This is a genomic window from Streptococcus sp. NPS 308 (genome assembly GCF_002355895.1).
Classification (GTDB): domain Bacteria; phylum Bacillota; class Bacilli; order Lactobacillales; family Streptococcaceae; genus Streptococcus.
This window is the reverse complement of sequence record NZ_AP017652.1, coordinates 1,761,734-1,778,059: the sequence shown is the minus strand read 5'-3', so window position 1 is coordinate 1,778,059 and position 16,326 is coordinate 1,761,734. Positions and strand designations below refer to the sequence as shown.

Genomic DNA, 16,326 nt, shown 5'->3' with positions numbered 1-16,326 from the left:
TGCTACAATAATAAAAGCAATAGAAATGATGGTCAAAGCTCATGGATGTTGCAGGCTTTTTGTCCTGCACTTCTTTGGAGTTTTGACTGTTTTTGTTTCGTTTTGAGGAAAGGAAAGAGATGACTCAAGTGGATTTTCGGACCAAAGTGGGAAATACGGTTTTTGGAGTTCGGGCGACAGCCTTGATTGTCCAAAATAATCAGCTTTTGGTTACAAAAGATGAGGGCAAGTATTACACTATCGGTGGTGCGATCCAAGTCAATGAAAGCACGGAAGACGCGGTAGTCCGTGAAGTGATGGAAGAACTGGGTGTCAAAGCTCAAGCTGGACATCTAGCTTTTGTGGTTGAAAATCGTTTTGAACAAGACGGTGTTTCCTATCACAACATTGAGTTTCATTATCTGGTGAACTTACTTGAAGATGCTCCATTGACCATGCAGGAAGACGAAAAAATGCAGCCTTGTGAGTGGATTGATTTGGATAAGCTCCAGAATATCCAGCTAGTTCCAGCCTTTTTAAAAACAGCCCTACCAGATTGGGACGGCCAACTAAGACACATTCATCTTGAGGAATAGGAGAGAAAATGACTTATAATTTTACGGAAGAATACGATATTATTGTAATCGGTGCGGGGCACGCTGGGGTGGAGGCATCTCTAGCAGCCAGCCGTATGGGCTGTAAGGTTTTGCTTGCAACCATCAACATTGAAATGCTGGCTTTCATGCCTTGTAACCCTTCTATCGGTGGTTCTGCCAAGGGGATTGTTGTGCGTGAAGTGGATGCTCTCGGTGGTGAAATGGCTAAAACCATTGACAAGACCTACATCCAGATGAAGATGCTCAACACTGGTAAGGGTCCAGCTGTCCGTGCCCTTCGTGCGCAGGCTGACAAGGAACTTTACTCTAAGGAGATGCGCAAGACAGTTGAAAATCAAGAAAATCTCACCCTTCGTCAAACCATGATTGATGAGATTTTGGTGGAAGATGGCAAGGTTGTCGGTGTGCGTACAGCGACCCATCAAGAGTATGCTGCTAAGGCTGTTATCGTGACCACAGGAACCGCACTCCGTGGGGAAATCATTATCGGAGATCTCAAGTACTCATCAGGTCCAAACCACAGCCTAGCTTCGATTAACCTTGCTGACAACCTTAAGGAATTGGGCCTCGAAATTGGTCGTTTCAAGACGGGGACACCTCCACGTGTCAAGGCTTCGTCTATCAATTACGATGTGACAGAAATCCAACCAGGAGACGAAGCGCCTAATCACTTCTCCTATACTTCACGTGATGAGGATTATGTCAAGGACCAAGTGCCATGCTGGTTGACCTACACTAACGGTACCAGTCATGAGATTATCCAAAACAACCTCCACCGTGCGCCTATGTTCACAGGTGTGGTCAAGGGAGTTGGGCCTCGTTACTGTCCATCGATTGAGGACAAGATTGTACGCTTTGCGGACAAGGAACGCCACCAACTCTTCCTAGAGCCAGAAGGGCGCAATACAGAGGAAGTTTATGTCCAAGGACTTTCAACCAGTCTGCCTGAGGATGTCCAACGTGACTTGGTTCATTCCATCAAAGGTTTGGAAAATGCTGAGATGATGCGAACTGGTTATGCCATTGAGTATGACATGGTCTTGCCTCATCAATTGCGTGCAACGCTTGAAACCAAAAAAATCTCAGGCCTCTTCACTGCTGGTCAGACAAATGGAACGTCAGGTTATGAAGAGGCGGCAGGTCAAGGGATTATCGCTGGTATCAATGCGGCTCTGAAAATCCAAGGCAAGCCTGAGTTGATTTTGAAGCGCAGCGACGGTTATATTGGGGTGATGATTGATGACTTGGTGACCAAGGGAACCATTGAACCCTACCGTCTTTTGACCAGTCGTGCAGAATATCGTCTCATTCTCCGCCATGACAATGCCGATATGCGTTTGACAGAGATGGGACGCGAGATTGGACTTGTGGATGATGAACGTTGGGCCCGCTTTGAAATCAAGAAAAATCAATTTGACAATGAGATGAAGCGCCTAGACAGTATCAAACTCAAGCCAGTCAAGGAAACCAATGCCAAGGTTGAGGAGATGGGCTTCAAGCCGTTGACAGATGCGGTTACAGCCAAGGAATTCCTTCGCCGTCCAGAAGTTTCTTACCAAGATGTGGTGGCCTTCATCGGGCCAGCTGCAGAGGAGTTGGATGACAAGATTATCGAATTGATTGAAACAGAGATCAAGTACGAAGGCTATATTTCCAAAGCCATGGATCAGGTTGCCAAGATGAAACGCATGGAAGAAAAACGCATTCCAGCCAATATTGATTGGGATGATATTGATTCTATCGCGACAGAAGCCCGCCAGAAGTTCAAACTCATCAATCCAGAAACCATCGGCCAAGCTAGCCGAATTTCGGGAGTAAACCCAGCAGATATTTCTATTTTGATGGTCTATCTTGAGGGTAAAAATCGTAGTATTTCGAAGAATCAAGAAAAGAAAGCATAGAGAAAAACAGCTCCGAAGACGGGGCTGTTTTGTTGATTTTCGAAGAGTATTATTCTTCATCTGGTGTGAGGATCATCGGGATGATAATCGGTTCACGTTCAGTATTTTCATAGAGGAAGGGGCGAATGGCGTTGACAATAGCACCATTGACAGATTGCACGCTAGCATCTTTGTTTTTCAATGCGATACGAATGGCATTGAAGAGGATACGCTGGCTTTGGCGAATCAAGTCGCCAGACTCTCGCATGTAGACAAATCCTCGGCTGAGGATATCTGGACCAGACAAGATCATTTTAGACTTGAAGTCAACAGTTGCGACTGCTAGAACGACACCGTCTTCGGATAGATCACGACGGTCTTTGAGGACGGCTGCACCGATTTCACCGATACGATTTCCATCGACATAAATGTCTTGGGCATTGAAGTGACCTGCGATACGAGCTGAGTCAGCAGTAAGGGCAAGCACATCACCATTGCTCATGATAAAGATATTGTCCTTCTCAACACCAGTATCCACTGCTAGTCCAGCGTGGACTTTTTGCATGCGGTATTCGCCATGGACAGGCATGAAGTATTTAGGCTTGATCAAACGGAGCATGAGTTTTTGCTCTTGTTGACCACCGTGTCCAGAGGTGTGGATATTATTGATTTTGCCGTGAATGACTTCGACGCCAGCTTCTGAAATGATGTTAATCAGTTTGTTGACGCTAGTCGTATTTCCAGGGATTGGGCTAGAAGAGAAGATAACAGTATCGCCGGGTTGGAGTTGCACCTGGCGGTGAGTTCCATTAGCGATACGAGAGAGGGCTGCCATCGGCTCACCCTGACTACCTGTACACAGGATTAGAATCTCGCCTGCAGGGTAGTCTTTGATCTCATTTGGCTCGATAAAGGTTCCCTTAGGAGCTTTGATGTAGCCAAGCTCGATCCCGTTGACAATGGCCTTTTCCATCGAACGACCAAAGACCGCAATCTTGCGTCCAGTCTTAACAGCGGCATCTGTTGCTTGCTGGAGACGGAAGATATTTGAGGCAAAGGATGCAAAAATGATACGTCCTTCAATGCCTTGAATGATTTTCATGATGGACTGGCCAACGACTTTTTCAGAGTTGGTAAAGGTTGGCACTTCTGCATTTGTCGAGTCAGAGAGGAGACAGAGAACACCCTCTTCACCAAGGGCAGCCATCCGGTGCAAGTCTGCAGGTTCCCCAACTGGAGTAAAGTCAAACTTAAAGTCACCCGTACAGACGATTTTCCCTTGAGGAGTATGAATGACAATCCCCAAAGGCTCTGGAATGGAGTGAGTGGTTCTAAAGAAAGTTGCCTTGAGGTTTTTAAAGGTCAACTCAGTGTTGTGGTTGATTTCGTAAAGTTTGGCGTTGCGCAAGAGGCCGTGTTCTTCGAGTTTTCCACGGATCAAAGCCAGGGCAAGTGGCCCAGCGTAGATAGGGACATTTGCTTGCTTGAGCAGGAAAGGAATCCCACCGATGTGGTCCTCATGTCCGTGTGTAATCAAAACAGCCTTGACGCGGTCGATATTGTCCACGATGTAAGAGTAGTCAGGGATAACGTAGTCGATACCCAGCAAGTCATCTTCTGGGAATTTAATCCCAGCATCGACGATGATAATTTCGTCTTGGTATTCAATTCCGTAAGTGTTTTTCCCGATTTCTCCCAGACCACCGATGGCAAAAACGCCGACTTCTTCAGGTTTAAGAGTGTAGGCCATATTAGAACTCCGTAATCTCGAAAGCGCCAGTTTCTTTTTCGTAATCTAGCAATTTGTCAGACAAGAGTTCGATGAATTCGATGTTGTACTCTGGGCGGTTTTCTTCGACAAGTTGGCGAGCAGCGATACGGCCCTCAAGTTCTGAGCTGGCATCGATGTCTAGGTAAAGTGAGCGTGTTGTTTCACGACGTGGGCTACGTTCTTTTGTTTCTTGATAAAAAACTTTGTAAATCATATAGTTCCTTTCTATTTACAGGTCAGCTTATTCCAAACTTTTAGTAGAGATTTGCTTGATTTCATTCCATTTTGTGTCTAGATTGACCTTGATTCGTTACAATTATTTCAATTATACCATAAAATGAAAAATTAGTAAAAGACGGAAAATGAGAAAGTAAAGGCTGACAAAAGCGTAAAACTTGGATGACAAGATGAAAGACAATTGTTTTGAACAAACAAAAAGAAAAAGCCCTTGACCGAAGTCAAGAGCCGTCAAACACTGGGGGCGAATTGTTCAATCGCAATTTCAGTTCTTTAGAAACCAAAGTTTCAGGGATAGCACTGCAACCCGAAGAGTCAACGACTCAACCTGATTTTCCTACCAGTGTTGAATTACATTTTAACATTGATGGTTAAAAGAGTCAAAGGATTTGCCATCTTTACGCTCCTCTTTTTTCTCAGCAAAAATCGAGTTGAAGCATAAAAAGAAAACAATGCAAACAGATGAATCAACTGGTAAGGGTGTAACGATTATGTTTAAATCATTGATAATGATAAGCAAACTATAAGAGATGAAGAGAATAACATTCATCCTTCTAAAAATGTGCCTTTTATCTAGCATGAATTATCTACACTTCTTACGAAGAACCTTTCAATTTTCTTGTTCACTTTTTTATTCGAAAAAGATAGAAAAAAGCTAGAACTTTTTTGATTTTTTGCCTTCATCTTTGTCTAAGTGGTAAGCCCTTTTGTTTCAAAACAAAGAAAATTCCCATGCGCTGGCTTTTGTAGTATAATAGTAAACAGACAAAAAGATAGGAATGTGTTATGAAAGTATTAGCTTTTGATACGTCTAGCAAGGCTCTTTCTCTAGCCATTTTAGAGGACAAGCAAGTTCTTGCCGAGACTATGATCAATATCAAGAAAAATCACAGTATTACCCTCATGCCTGCCATTGATTTTTTGATGGCTAGTCTGGATTGGACGCCCAAGGACTTGGATCGCATCGTGGTGGCAGAGGGACCAGGTAGCTACACAGGTTTACGAATTGCGGTAGCAACTGCCAAGACCTTGGCTCATACTCTGAACATTGAGTTAGTTGGGATGTCTAGTCTATTGGCTCTGGTGCCACGCCAAAAAGAAGGCTTGGTGGTTCCTATCATGGATGCGCGTCGTAACAATGTCTATGCAGGCTTTTATGAAAATGCCAAGCCAGTCTTGCCAGAAGCGCACCTGTCTTTTTCGGAAGTGCTAGAGCAGGTCAAGGATGCTGAGCAGGTGACCTTTGTCGGAGAAGTTGGAGCCTTTGTGGAACAGATCCAAGAACAACTACCACAAGCCAGCTACCAAGAAACCTTGCCAAATGCAGCTAATCTAGCTCTTAGGGCCTGGGATAAGGAAGCAGACTCCTTGCACGACTTTGTGCCAAATTACCTCAAACGAGTTGAGGCTGAAGAAAACTGGCTCAAGAATCACACCGAGTCTGGCGAGTCCTACATTAAACGCCTATGATAAAGATCAAACGAATCCAACAGCAACCTGACTTAGCTCAAGCTATCTATGCTGTTATGGTAGATGTTTACCCAGTCAGTCCTTGGACGCTGGAACAAATCCAAGCAGACCTGTCCCAAGACCAGACTTGGTATGCTCTGGCTTATGATGGGGAAGAAGTGATTGGATTTCTAGCCGTTCAGGAGAATCTCTTTGAGGCAGAAGTCCTGCAAATCGCTGTCAAAGGAGCCTATCAGGGTCAGGGAATTGCGCCAGCTTTGTTTGCAACATTACCAGCAGAAAAGGAGATTTTCCTAGAAGTCAGAAAGTCAAACCAACGTGCGCAAGCATTTTACAAGAAAGAAAAGATGGCGGTCATCGCTGAGCGAAAGACTTACTATCATGACCCAGTCGAGGACGCCATTATCATGAAGAGAGAAGTAGATGAAGGATAGATATATTTTAGCATTTGAGACATCCTGTGATGAGACCAGTGTCGCCGTCTTGAAAAACGACGATGAGCTCTTGTCCAATGTCATTGCGAGTCAAATTGAGAGCCACAAACGTTTTGGGGGCGTAGTGCCAGAAGTAGCTAGTCGTCACCATGTCGAGGTCATTACAGCCTGTATCGAGGAGGCGCTAGCAGAAGCAGGAATTACTGAAAACGACATAACAGCTGTGGCGGTTACCTATGGACCGGGCTTGGTTGGAGCTCTGCTAGTTGGTTTGTCAGCTGCCAAGGCCTTTGCTTGGGCGCATGGCTTGCCACTTATCCCCGTCAACCACATGGCTGGTCACCTCATGGCAGCTCAGAGTGTGGAGACTTTGGAGTTTCCTCTCCTAGCACTCTTGGTCAGCGGAGGACACACCGAGTTGGTCTATGTGTCAGAGGCTGGCGATTACAAGATTGTTGGGGAGACACGAGACGATGCAGTTGGGGAGGCTTATGACAAGGTCGGTCGTGTCATGGGCTTGACTTATCCAGCAGGTCGCGAGATTGACGAGTTGGCCCATCAAGGTCAGGATGTTTATGACTTCCCTCGTGCAATGATCAAGGAGGATAATCTGGAGTTTTCATTCTCAGGTTTGAAGTCTGCCTTTATCAATCTTCACCACAATGCTGAGCAAAAGGGAGAAAGCTTGTCTAAAGAGGATTTGTGTGCTTCCTTCCAAGCAGCTGTCATGGATATTCTCATGGCAAAAACCAAGAAGGCTTTGGAGAAATATCCTGTTAAAACTCTGGTAGTGGCAGGTGGTGTAGCAGCCAATAAAGGTCTCAGAGAACGCCTAGCAGCCGAAATTACAGATGTCAAGGTCATCATTCCACCTCTGCGGCTCTGCGGTGATAATGCTGGTATGATTGCCTATGCCAGTGTCAGTGAGTGGAATAAGAAGAATTTTGCCAGTTTAGACCTCAATGCCAAACCAAGTCTTGCCTTTGATACCATGGAATAAAGAGTCAGCTTGAAGCTGGCTTTTTTGCTAAAATATTTTATAATATGTTAAAAAAGGAAAAGTTTTTACAAATAGAATAGTAAAGGGAGTTTGGCCATGATTGAAAAGATGGAATTGGGAGAATTTTACAAGGAATTGCGTCTGGCGAGAAAACTCAAGCAGTCAGATGTTGCTTGTGATGGACTGACAGCATCCCAGCTATCCAAGTTTGAACTGGGACAGTCTATGCTGTCTGCGGATAAGCTGATCCTAGCTATCCAAGGGATAAATGTGACCTTTGATGAGTTTGGGCACAAGCTCAACAACTACCAAGAATCCCCACACATGCGATTTGGTCGAAAGGTTGTGGATCGTTTTGCCCATCAAGATATAGCGGGTTTAGAGCAACTGTTGGAGGAAGTCGAACAAGAACAGATGGCGCAGACCTATCGTCGTTTGAACGCTATTGTGATTAAAGATGCCATTCATTCCTTAGATAAAAGGTATCCGTTAGAAGAGGAGGATAGCGAGTTTTTAACTACTTATCTCTATGCTATCGAATCTTGGACCTGGTTTGAACTCTATATTTTTTGCAATACCATGCCCTTCTTGAGCAACCAAGATCTGATTTTTTTATCAACCTCTTTACTTGAAAAATCCAAGGAATTTAAAGAATTGGCACACAATAGACTGTATATGAAAAGTGGCTTTCTGAATATCATATCAGAGCTTATGGAGCGTAAGCTTTTCTCTTACATCCTAATCTTTGAGTCCGAGTTGGAGAGCATGCTCCGTCCATACGATGTTTTTGAGAAATTATTGTGGCAGTTTTTAAAGAAGATGAGCATTTTCCTTCAAACCAAGGGAAGTAATCAAAAAGAGATTGAAGACTTTATCCAATCTCTACAAGTATTAGAAAATCCACAATTAACAGCCCTTTTTGAACTACGCTTACAGCAATATAAAGACCTTATCGATTAACAAACAATCGCAAAAATGAAATTTCTATAAGAAAAAATGTCAAATATGCGATTTTCTAAAATAGGGCATTTTTCGTGTTATACTGTCTTTATTTCATAGTATAGGAGAAAATAAAATGAAAAAGATAATCTCACGCTACTACTTGTTTGTAGCTATTCTACTTGTCATTACTGACCAGTTCTTCATTCGTTTGCTTTTACATAGCGGCCTTGCTGCTGGTCTATCTGACTTTGCCTATTATTTGTCGGATATGATGTTGAATTTTCTTGTGGTTCTGCTTGCTATTATTGTTATGGTTTGGTCAGGTAAATGGCAGAAAATCAACAGTAGAAAATTTAAAGGGTCTTATCTTTTTTATTCCTTTTTAGCTCTTCTTGCTTTTGTTATTTGGAATTTTGTCACATTTGTTATTTTCCCACCTACCAAAAATGAAATTGCTTATCAACTCGATATTCCTACTTTTACAGGAGCAACGGCATTTTTGATGTATTTTTTCTATCCTGTGATTGCAGGTCCCATTTTTGAAGAGATGATTTATCGTGGGTTGGTAATGACTGCTCTGGAAAAAGGAAAGAAGTGGGGTCTGGATGTGCTTGGTTCTGCTGCTTTGTTTGGAATCTTGCACATTAGTAATCACGGTTGGGTCTTGACAGACTTTTTCGTATATATGGGTGGTGGCCTCATACTTGCAGTCTTGTTTAGAGTAACCAAGTCCATTTATTGGCCTATTGGACTGCATATAGTCTACAATGGCATTGGCCAGATTTTGCCCTTGTTGTTTTAGAGTCTTTTTAGAAACATAAATATGAGGCCGACTCCTCGTGCTAGAGCTTTTGATTGGATGAAAGCCCTCTGGGCAGGTTTGGCTGAAAAAAGACGCAGATAAAACTTAAAAGGATCAACTATGAAAAGGAAAGAAACGAAATTTTATCTAGGGACCATTTTGGTATTTATGTCTTATTACTTGATTTTTAATTTAGTAGTGAGATTAGAGTTTATGGATCAATTATCAGATTTTGGATTTTATGGGATTCAAATTTTATTGATAGTAATTGAGGGAATTGCTGCTACTGTGGTTCTTGTCAAGAGTCAACGTTGGAAAGATTATGGTCGCTTCGAGTTTCGTTGGCCCTATCTAGCTATCTTCTTTCTTTCCTTTATATTGATATTTTTGTGGGTAAATATAACGACTCAGATCTTTCCAAGCACGCAAAATGGTAGTGCAATTGTGAAAGAAGCAGCTAATTTGACAGGAATTAGTTACTTTATAACGCGTATTTTCTATGGTAGTCTCATTGCTCCTGTAGTTGAAGAATTGGTCTTTCGTGGGCTTCTGATGACAGCTCTAGCTAAATTTAAAACATACTATGTTGATGTCATTGTTTCCTCTACTCTTTTTAGTCTCATTCATGTTTTACAGTATGGATGGGTGTTAACAGACTTCATCATTTATGCAGGAGCAGGTCTGCTACTCTGTATGTTCTTTCGTTATACACGTTCAGTTTATTGGTCTATGGCCCTTCACATCTTGTGGAATAACTTCTTAATCATTGTCAGTTTACTGGTGTTTGGGTATTAGACTTGGCAGAATTTTTTACATCACATAGATAAGGCTGGCTTCCCAGTCTTTTTCTTATTATGACGGTTTGTCACTTACCCTTCATGAAATCCGACTCGATCAAAGTTTGTCAATCCTAACCTTTTTTTGTATAGTAGAAATATGAAATTTACAAAAATAATCAGTAGTCTGCTCGCTCTTGGAGCTTTACTCATGCTTTTATCAGCTTGCCATAATATCAAAAAGACGCAACTGGTCTTGTTTGAATCCCTTTCTTTCGGTATGCCTGTTAAATCTTTTGAAAAAGTATTTGGAGAGGCTAGCCAAGTGGTGGAAGAAGAGGAAATGGCCTATCGCGATACTTGGCGTGCAGAAGACTCTTATTTCTATAAAACAGGCCGCCTTTTCTATGATTATGAAAATATTTCTTTGAAGGGCTATACAGGTCGAGCAAGATTCACATTTTCAAAATCGCATCGCTTGGAAGAAGCGACAGCTCATATTCCTGTAACTTCAAAGATGGAGCAACAAGTAGTACTCAACAATCTATCCCAGACTATAAAAAAAGAACTTGAAGCTCTTCCAGATTACCAGTCCATGACCACTGATCCGGTAGGACTATACGATGACGGTTATCGTTACAAGGTCAAATTGAAAGGACAGCAGTGGGAACTCTGGGTCGATGTCTATCCGACAGAAGATGAATATGCTGAAAAAACTGAATCCAACAAGTATATGATTCGAGTGGATCAATTTCTCATGTATCCATAAGCAGGTAAAATTTTTTTACAATGTTTACTAGTTCCAAGTTCCAAACTCTAAACTTTTTTCTCTTTTATGAATGTGTTATAATATTTCTTGCTGTGGCTGTGACCTTGAACAGTCTCAAACGAAGAAAATAAGAGGAAAAAAATGAAAGAAAAAGGATTTTGGGAAGGTGTTCAGGCTGCCATGCCGACTGCCCTTGGCTATGTTAGTATCGGTCTAGCTTGTGGGATTATCGGTGCGCCCTATGTGACACCTGTTGAGATGGGCCTGATGAGCCTCTTTGTTTATGCTGGGAGCGCCCAGTTTGCCATGTTGGCATTGATTGCGGTCCAAGCACCTGTAGCAGCCATTGCCATGACAGTCTTTTTAATCAATTTACGACTCTTTTTGCTGAGCTTGCATGCGTCGACCTATTTCCGTCATACCAGTCTCTGGCAAAATATCGGTATGTCTAGTCTCTTGACAGATGAGACTTACGGGGTTTTGATGGGAGAATTAGCCCATACAGACAAGGTCAATCCTATGTGGATGCATGGGAATAATCTCAACAGTTATGTAGCTTGGTTTGTTGGGACAGTTGTTGGGACAGCTCTAGGTGGTTTACTGCCAAATCCAGAAATCTTTGGCCTTGATTTTGCCCTGGTGGGAATGTTTATCGGGATTTTTGCTTCGCAGTTCCAGATTATGCAAAGACGGATTCCTGTCCGCAATCTGCTGAAAATCATAGCAGTTGTTACGGTGTCTTTCTTTTTGCTCTTGACAGTGGTGTCTCAGTCTCTAGCTGTTCTATTTGCGACGCTACTTGGATGTACAATGGGGGTGGTCTTAGATGGTCAGTAAATATCTTTTGTTAGCCGTTATCTTTTCGGGCCTAGTGACTTGGATACCTCGTATGATTCCCTTCATCTTGGTTAAGTACAAGGGTTTGCCAGCTATCGTTGAGCGTTTTTTGAAATTTTTGCCTGTTTCCATTATCTTTGCCTTGATCCTTTCAAGTGTAGTGGCAGGCAAGGTTGGGAGCCTTCCTCAGATCAAGTGGCTGGACTTTTTAGCAGTCTTTCCAACGGCTTGGGTAGCCTTTCGCTACCGCAATCTAGTGGGCACAGTTCTTTTTGGAGTGGTCTTGATTGCAGTCTTGCGTCTGGTCTTTTAGTCAGCCATAAAAAAAACCTATCACCGAGATAGATATCATATAATAGCGAAAAAAATTATTTTCTGATAAGATAGTAAGGTATTCTATTTTGGAGGAAATGACATGAAAAAAATCGTCAAATATTCATCTCTTGCTGCCCTAGGGCTTGTTGCTGCAGGTGTACTAGCAGCGTGCTCAGGTGGAGATAAGAAAGATGCAGCATCAGGTGAAGCAACATCTGGTAAAAAAGAAATCGTCGTAGCAACTAACGGTTCACCAAAACCATTTATCTATGAAGAAAATGGTGAATTGACTGGTTACGAGATTGAACTTATCCGTGCGATCTTTAAAGACTCTGACAAGTATGAAGTCAAGTTTGAAAAGACAGAATGGTCAGGGATTTTCCCAGGACTTGATAGTGATCGTTATCAAATGGCTGTTAACAACCTCAGCTATACCAAAGAACGTGCAGAAAAATACCTTTACGCAGCACCAACTGCTAAAAACCCTAACGTTCTCGTTGTGAAGAAAGACGACGATAGCATCAAATCTCTCGATGACATCGGTGGAAAATCTACTGAAGTTGTTCAAGGAACAACCTCAGCAAAACAATTGGAAGAATATAACAAACAACACGCAGACAATCCAACGGTTCTTAACTACACTAAGGCAGATTTCCAACAAATCATGTCTCGTTTGAGTGATGGACAATTTGACTACAAGATTTTTGATAAAATCGGTGTTGAGACAGTTATCAAAAACCAAGGTTTGGACAACTTGAAAGTCATCGAACTTCCAAGCGACCAACAACCTTACGTTTACCCACTTCTTGCTAAAGGTCAAGATGAGTTGAAATCATTTGTAGACAAACGTATCCAAGAACTCTACAAAGACGGAACTCTTGAAAAATTGTCTAAACAGTTCTTCGGAGACACTTATCTCCCAGCAGAAGCTGATATCAAATAAATTTGTAAATCATCCATTCTCTGGTAGATGGATGGTTTTCCATTCTGGAGGTATATAGTTTTAAACTATATGTCTGCCTATCTATTAACAATTTGTTAAATCAAACAATTTATGAGATACTGTTACAGTATTATTTTTAAGGAGAAAGAATCATGAAAATTAAAAAATGGCTCGGTGTAGCAGCTCTTGCTACAGTCGCAGGTTTGGCTCTTGCAGCTTGCGGAAATGCAGAAAAGAAAGCAGATAACGAAACAGTTGTCAAAATTGCAACAGTTAACCGTAGCGGTTCTGAAGAAGCACGTTGGGATAAAATCCAAGAATTGGTTAAAAAAGATGGCATTAAATTGGAATTCACAGAGTTTACTGACTACTCTCAACCAAACAAGGCAACTGCTGATGGCGAAGTAGACTTGAACGCTTTCCAACACTACAACTTCTTGAACAACTGGAACAAAGAAAACGGGAAAGACCTTGTAGCGATTGCAGATACTTATATCTCTCCAATCCGCCTTTACTCAGGTAAAAATGGGGAAGAAAACAAGTACACCAAAGTGGAAGAAATCCCAGATAACGGTGAAATTGCTGTACCAAACGATGCAACAAACGAAAGCCGTGCGCTTTACTTGCTTCAATCAGCTGGTTTGATCAAATTGGATGTTTCTGGAACGGCTCTAGCAACAGTTGCGAACATCAAAGAAAATCCAAAGAACTTGAAGATTACAGAATTGGACGCTAGCCAGACAGCTCGTTCATTGTCATCAGTTGACGCTGCCGTTGTAAACAATACCTTCGTTACAGAAGCAAAATTGGACTACAAGAAAGCACTCTTCAAAGAGCAAGCTGATGAAAACTCAAAACAATGGTACAACATCATCGTTGCGAAAAAAGATTGGGAATCATCACCTAAAGCTGATGCCATCAAGAAAATTATCGCGGCTTACCACACTGATGAAGTGAAAAAAGTCATCGAAGAAACATCAGACGGTTTGGACCAACCAGTTTGGTAATAAGACATAGGGAGGTGGGAGAGTTTCCACCTCTTGCTTTTGTCTAGACTGTTGGTTTTGAAGAAGATAATCTTGTAGTCCGTCCATAGACACAAGTCCTTAGAAAGGGAGAGAAAAAATGGTTTTTCCTAGTGAACAAAAGCAGATTGAAAAATTTGAAAAGGATCATGTAGCCCAGCATTATTTTGAAGTTTTGCGTACCTTGATTTCTAAGAAATCAGTCTTTGCCCAGCAGGTCGGGCTCAAGGAAGTCGCCAACTATTTGGGTGAGATTTTCAAGCGTGTGGGAGCTGAAGTCGAGATAGATGAGAGCTACACGGCGCCTTTTGTCATGGCGCATTTCAAGAGTTCGCGTCCAGATGCTAAGACCTTGATTTTCTATAATCACTATGACACCGTACCAGCGGACGGAGATCAGATTTGGACAGAGGATCCCTTTACACTTTCTGTGCGAAATGGCTTTATGTATGGGCGTGGGGTTGACGACGACAAGGGGCACATCACGGCTCGTTTGAGTGCTCTGAGAAAGTATATGCAGCACCACGATGACCTGCCAGTCAATATCAGCTTTATCATGGAAGGGGCAGAGGAGTCTGCTTCTATGGATTTAGATAAGTATTTAGAGAAACACGCAGACAAACTCCGAGGAGCAGATTTGCTAGTTTGGGAGCAAGGAACCAAAAATGCCTTGGAGCAGTTAGAAATTTCTGGTGGAAACAAGGGAATCGTGACCTTTGATGCCAAGGTGAAAAGTGCGGATGTGGATATCCACTCGAGTTATGGAGGTGTCGTGGAGTCAGCACCATGGTATCTTATCCAGGCCTTAAGTAGCCTACGCGCTGCAGATGGTCGTATCTTAGTAGAAGGCTTGTACGAGGATGTCCAAGAGCCGAATGAACGAGAGTTAGCCTTGGTGGACACCTATGCACAAGGCAACCCCGGGGAAATCAGCCGCATTTACGGCTTGGAATTGCCTCTCTTACAAGAGGAGCGCGCTGCCTTTCTCAAACGATTCTTTTTTGAACCTGCACTCAATATAGAGGGAATCCAATCTGGTTACCAAGGTCAGGGTGTTAAGACTATTTTGCCAGCAGAAGCTAGTGCCAAGCTAGAGGTTCGTCTGGTTCCTGGCTTAGAACCGCATGATGTTCTGGAAAAAATTCGGAAACAGCTAGACAAAAATGGTTTTGATAAGGTAGAATTGTATTATACCTTGGGAGAGATGAGTTATCGAAGCGATATGAGTGCGCCAGCCATTCTCAATGTCATCGAGTTGGCCAAGAAATTCTACCCTCAGGGCGTATCGGTCTTGCCGACTACAGCGGGGACAGGACCTATGCATACGGTCTTTGACGCCCTAGAGGTACCTATGGTAGCCTTCGGTTTAGGGAATGCCAATAGCCGAGACCACGGTGGAGATGAAAACGTGCGGATCGCCGATTACTACACCCATATTGAATTAGTAGAGGAGCTGATTAGAAGCTATGAGTAGAGATATTATCAAGTTAGATCAGATCGATGTGACCTTTCACCAAAAGAAGAGAACCATCACAGCGGTCAAGGATGTGACCATTCACATCCAAGAAGGGGATATCTACGGTATCGTAGGATATTCTGGAGCAGGAAAATCCACTCTAGTCCGGGTGATTAACCTCCTGCAAAAACCATCTGCAGGCAAAATTACCATTGACGACGATGTGATTTTTGACGGCAAGGTGACCTTGACGGCAGAGCAGTTGCGTCGCAAACGTCAAGATATCGGGATGATTTTCCAGCATTTCAACCTCATGAGTCAAAAAACAGCAGAGGAAAATGTAGCCTTTGCCCTTAAACACTCTGGACTCAGCAAGGAAGAAAAGAAAGCAAAAGTTGCTAAGTTGTTAGACTTGGTTGGTTTGGCAGATCGTGCTGAAAACTACCCTTCACAACTATCTGGAGGACAAAAACAGCGTGTGGCCATTGCGCGTGCCTTGGCCAACGATCCGAAAATTTTGATTTCAGATGAGTCAACCTCTGCCCTTGATCCTAAGACAACCAAGCAAATTCTAGCCTTGTTGCAAGATTTGAACCAAAAATTAGGCTTGACCGTTGTCCTGATTACACACGAAATGCAAATTGTCAAAGACATTGCTAATCGTGTGGCAGTCATGCAGGATGGCCGTTTGATTGAAGAAGGCAGTGTCCTTGAAATCTTCTCAGACCCTAAACAACCTTTGACCCAAGACTTCATCTCAACTGCCACAGGTATTGACGAAGCCATGGTCAAGATTGAGAAGCAAGAAATTGTGGAGCATTTGTCTGCGAATAGCCTTTTGGTGCAACTCAAGTATGCAGGGGCTTCGACAGACGAACCACTTTTGAATGAATTGTACAAGCATTACCAAGTAACGGCTAATATCCTTTATGGAAATATCGAAATTCTCGATGGCACTCCTGTTGGAGAATTGGTGGTGGTCTTGTCAGGTGAAAAAGCAGCGCTAGCAGGTGCTCAAGAAGCCATCCGTCAGGCTGGTGTGCAGTTAAAAGTATTGAAGGGAGGACAGTAAA

At 42.7% G+C, this 16,326-nt stretch carries 17 protein-coding genes; 15 read left to right on the top strand and 2 right to left on the bottom strand.

What is annotated here, in order from left to right; all coding sequences use genetic code 11:
- Positions 1-119 precede the first annotated feature (119 nt).
- Both SNAG_RS09030 and mnmG read left to right on the top strand, forming a co-directional pair.
- Positions 120-575 carry an NUDIX hydrolase gene (locus SNAG_RS09030; RefSeq protein WP_096408571.1) on the top strand — a complete coding sequence of 152 codons (456 nt, stop codon included), beginning with the start codon at positions 120-122 and terminating at the stop codon, positions 573-575.
- An 8-nt stretch (positions 576-583) separates the two neighbouring features.
- Positions 584-2,497 carry a tRNA uridine-5-carboxymethylaminomethyl(34) synthesis enzyme MnmG gene (mnmG, locus tag SNAG_RS09025; protein ID WP_084859672.1) on the top strand — a complete coding sequence of 638 codons (1,914 nt, stop codon included), beginning with the start codon at positions 584-586 and terminating at the stop codon, positions 2,495-2,497.
- Between the two features lie 49 nt (positions 2,498-2,546).
- Here the strand turns inward: mnmG and rnjA are convergent, their stop codons facing one another.
- Both rnjA and SNAG_RS09015 read right to left on the bottom strand, forming a co-directional pair.
- The gene (rnjA, locus tag SNAG_RS09020; RefSeq protein ID WP_096408568.1) at positions 2,547-4,226 is read right to left on the bottom strand and encodes a ribonuclease J1; all 1,680 of its coding nucleotides are present in this window, start codon (positions 4,224-4,226) and stop codon (positions 2,547-2,549) included.
- Position 4,227: 1 nt separating this feature from the next.
- Complete coding sequence (locus tag SNAG_RS09015; RefSeq protein WP_000639585.1) at positions 4,228-4,461, bottom strand: DNA-dependent RNA polymerase subunit epsilon; 234 nt, start codon at positions 4,459-4,461, stop codon at positions 4,228-4,230.
- Positions 4,462-5,270: 809 nt separating this feature from the next.
- Here SNAG_RS09015 and tsaB point away from each other — a divergent pair.
- The 13 genes from tsaB to SNAG_RS08945 all read left to right on the top strand — a co-directional run bounded on the left by tsaB (position 5,271) and on the right by SNAG_RS08945 (position 16,325).
- The gene (tsaB, locus tag SNAG_RS09005) at positions 5,271-5,954 is read left to right on the top strand and encodes a tRNA (adenosine(37)-N6)-threonylcarbamoyltransferase complex dimerization subunit type 1 TsaB (RefSeq protein WP_096408563.1); all 684 of its coding nucleotides are present in this window, start codon (positions 5,271-5,273) and stop codon (positions 5,952-5,954) included.
- Complete coding sequence (gene rimI / locus SNAG_RS09000) at positions 5,951-6,388, top strand: ribosomal protein S18-alanine N-acetyltransferase (protein WP_096408559.1); 438 nt, start codon at positions 5,951-5,953, stop codon at positions 6,386-6,388. The genes tsaB and rimI overlap by 4 nt, the downstream gene beginning before the upstream one ends.
- A complete protein-coding gene (tsaD, locus tag SNAG_RS08995; RefSeq protein ID WP_096408557.1) occupies positions 6,378-7,388 on the top strand; it encodes a tRNA (adenosine(37)-N6)-threonylcarbamoyltransferase complex transferase subunit TsaD in 1,011 nt (336 codons plus the stop codon). Before rimI ends, tsaD begins: the two co-directional genes overlap by 11 nt.
- 96 nt (positions 7,389-7,484) lie before the next feature.
- A complete protein-coding gene (locus SNAG_RS08990; RefSeq protein WP_096408555.1) occupies positions 7,485-8,348 on the top strand; it encodes an Rgg/GadR/MutR family transcriptional regulator in 864 nt (287 codons plus the stop codon).
- Between the two features lie 115 nt (positions 8,349-8,463).
- Entirely contained in the window at positions 8,464-9,132 is a 669-nt protein-coding gene (locus tag SNAG_RS08985) for a CPBP family intramembrane glutamic endopeptidase (RefSeq protein ID WP_096408553.1), read from the top strand.
- 120 nt (positions 9,133-9,252) lie between these two features.
- On the top strand, positions 9,253-9,927 hold the full coding sequence (locus tag SNAG_RS08980) for a CPBP family intramembrane glutamic endopeptidase (protein ID WP_096408550.1): 675 nt from the start codon (positions 9,253-9,255) through the stop codon (positions 9,925-9,927).
- A gap of 141 nt (positions 9,928-10,068) precedes the next feature.
- A complete protein-coding gene (locus SNAG_RS08975) occupies positions 10,069-10,677 on the top strand; it encodes a hypothetical protein (RefSeq protein ID WP_096408548.1) in 609 nt (202 codons plus the stop codon).
- A 141-nt stretch (positions 10,678-10,818) separates the two neighbouring features.
- The gene (locus SNAG_RS08970; protein ID WP_096408545.1) at positions 10,819-11,514 is read left to right on the top strand and encodes an AzlC family ABC transporter permease; all 696 of its coding nucleotides are present in this window, start codon (positions 10,819-10,821) and stop codon (positions 11,512-11,514) included.
- The gene (locus tag SNAG_RS08965; RefSeq protein WP_000253927.1) at positions 11,504-11,827 is read left to right on the top strand and encodes an AzlD domain-containing protein; all 324 of its coding nucleotides are present in this window, start codon (positions 11,504-11,506) and stop codon (positions 11,825-11,827) included. The genes SNAG_RS08970 and SNAG_RS08965 overlap by 11 nt, the downstream gene beginning before the upstream one ends.
- Before the next feature lie 102 nt (positions 11,828-11,929).
- Positions 11,930-12,772, top strand: a complete 843-nt coding sequence (locus SNAG_RS08960; RefSeq protein WP_096408542.1) for an amino acid ABC transporter substrate-binding protein — start codon at positions 11,930-11,932, stop codon at positions 12,770-12,772.
- Positions 12,773-12,924: 152 nt separating this feature from the next.
- Positions 12,925-13,779, top strand: a complete 855-nt coding sequence (locus tag SNAG_RS08955; protein WP_061407494.1) for a MetQ/NlpA family ABC transporter substrate-binding protein — start codon at positions 12,925-12,927, stop codon at positions 13,777-13,779.
- A 118-nt stretch (positions 13,780-13,897) separates the two neighbouring features.
- Positions 13,898-15,271: a M20 family metallopeptidase gene (locus tag SNAG_RS08950; RefSeq protein ID WP_096408540.1), complete on the top strand. Its 1,374-nt coding sequence runs from the start codon at positions 13,898-13,900 to the stop codon at positions 15,269-15,271.
- Positions 15,264-16,325: a methionine ABC transporter ATP-binding protein gene (locus SNAG_RS08945; protein WP_096408537.1), complete on the top strand. Its 1,062-nt coding sequence runs from the start codon at positions 15,264-15,266 to the stop codon at positions 16,323-16,325. Before SNAG_RS08950 ends, SNAG_RS08945 begins: the two co-directional genes overlap by 8 nt.
- The last annotated feature ends 1 nt before the right edge of the window (position 16,326 follow it).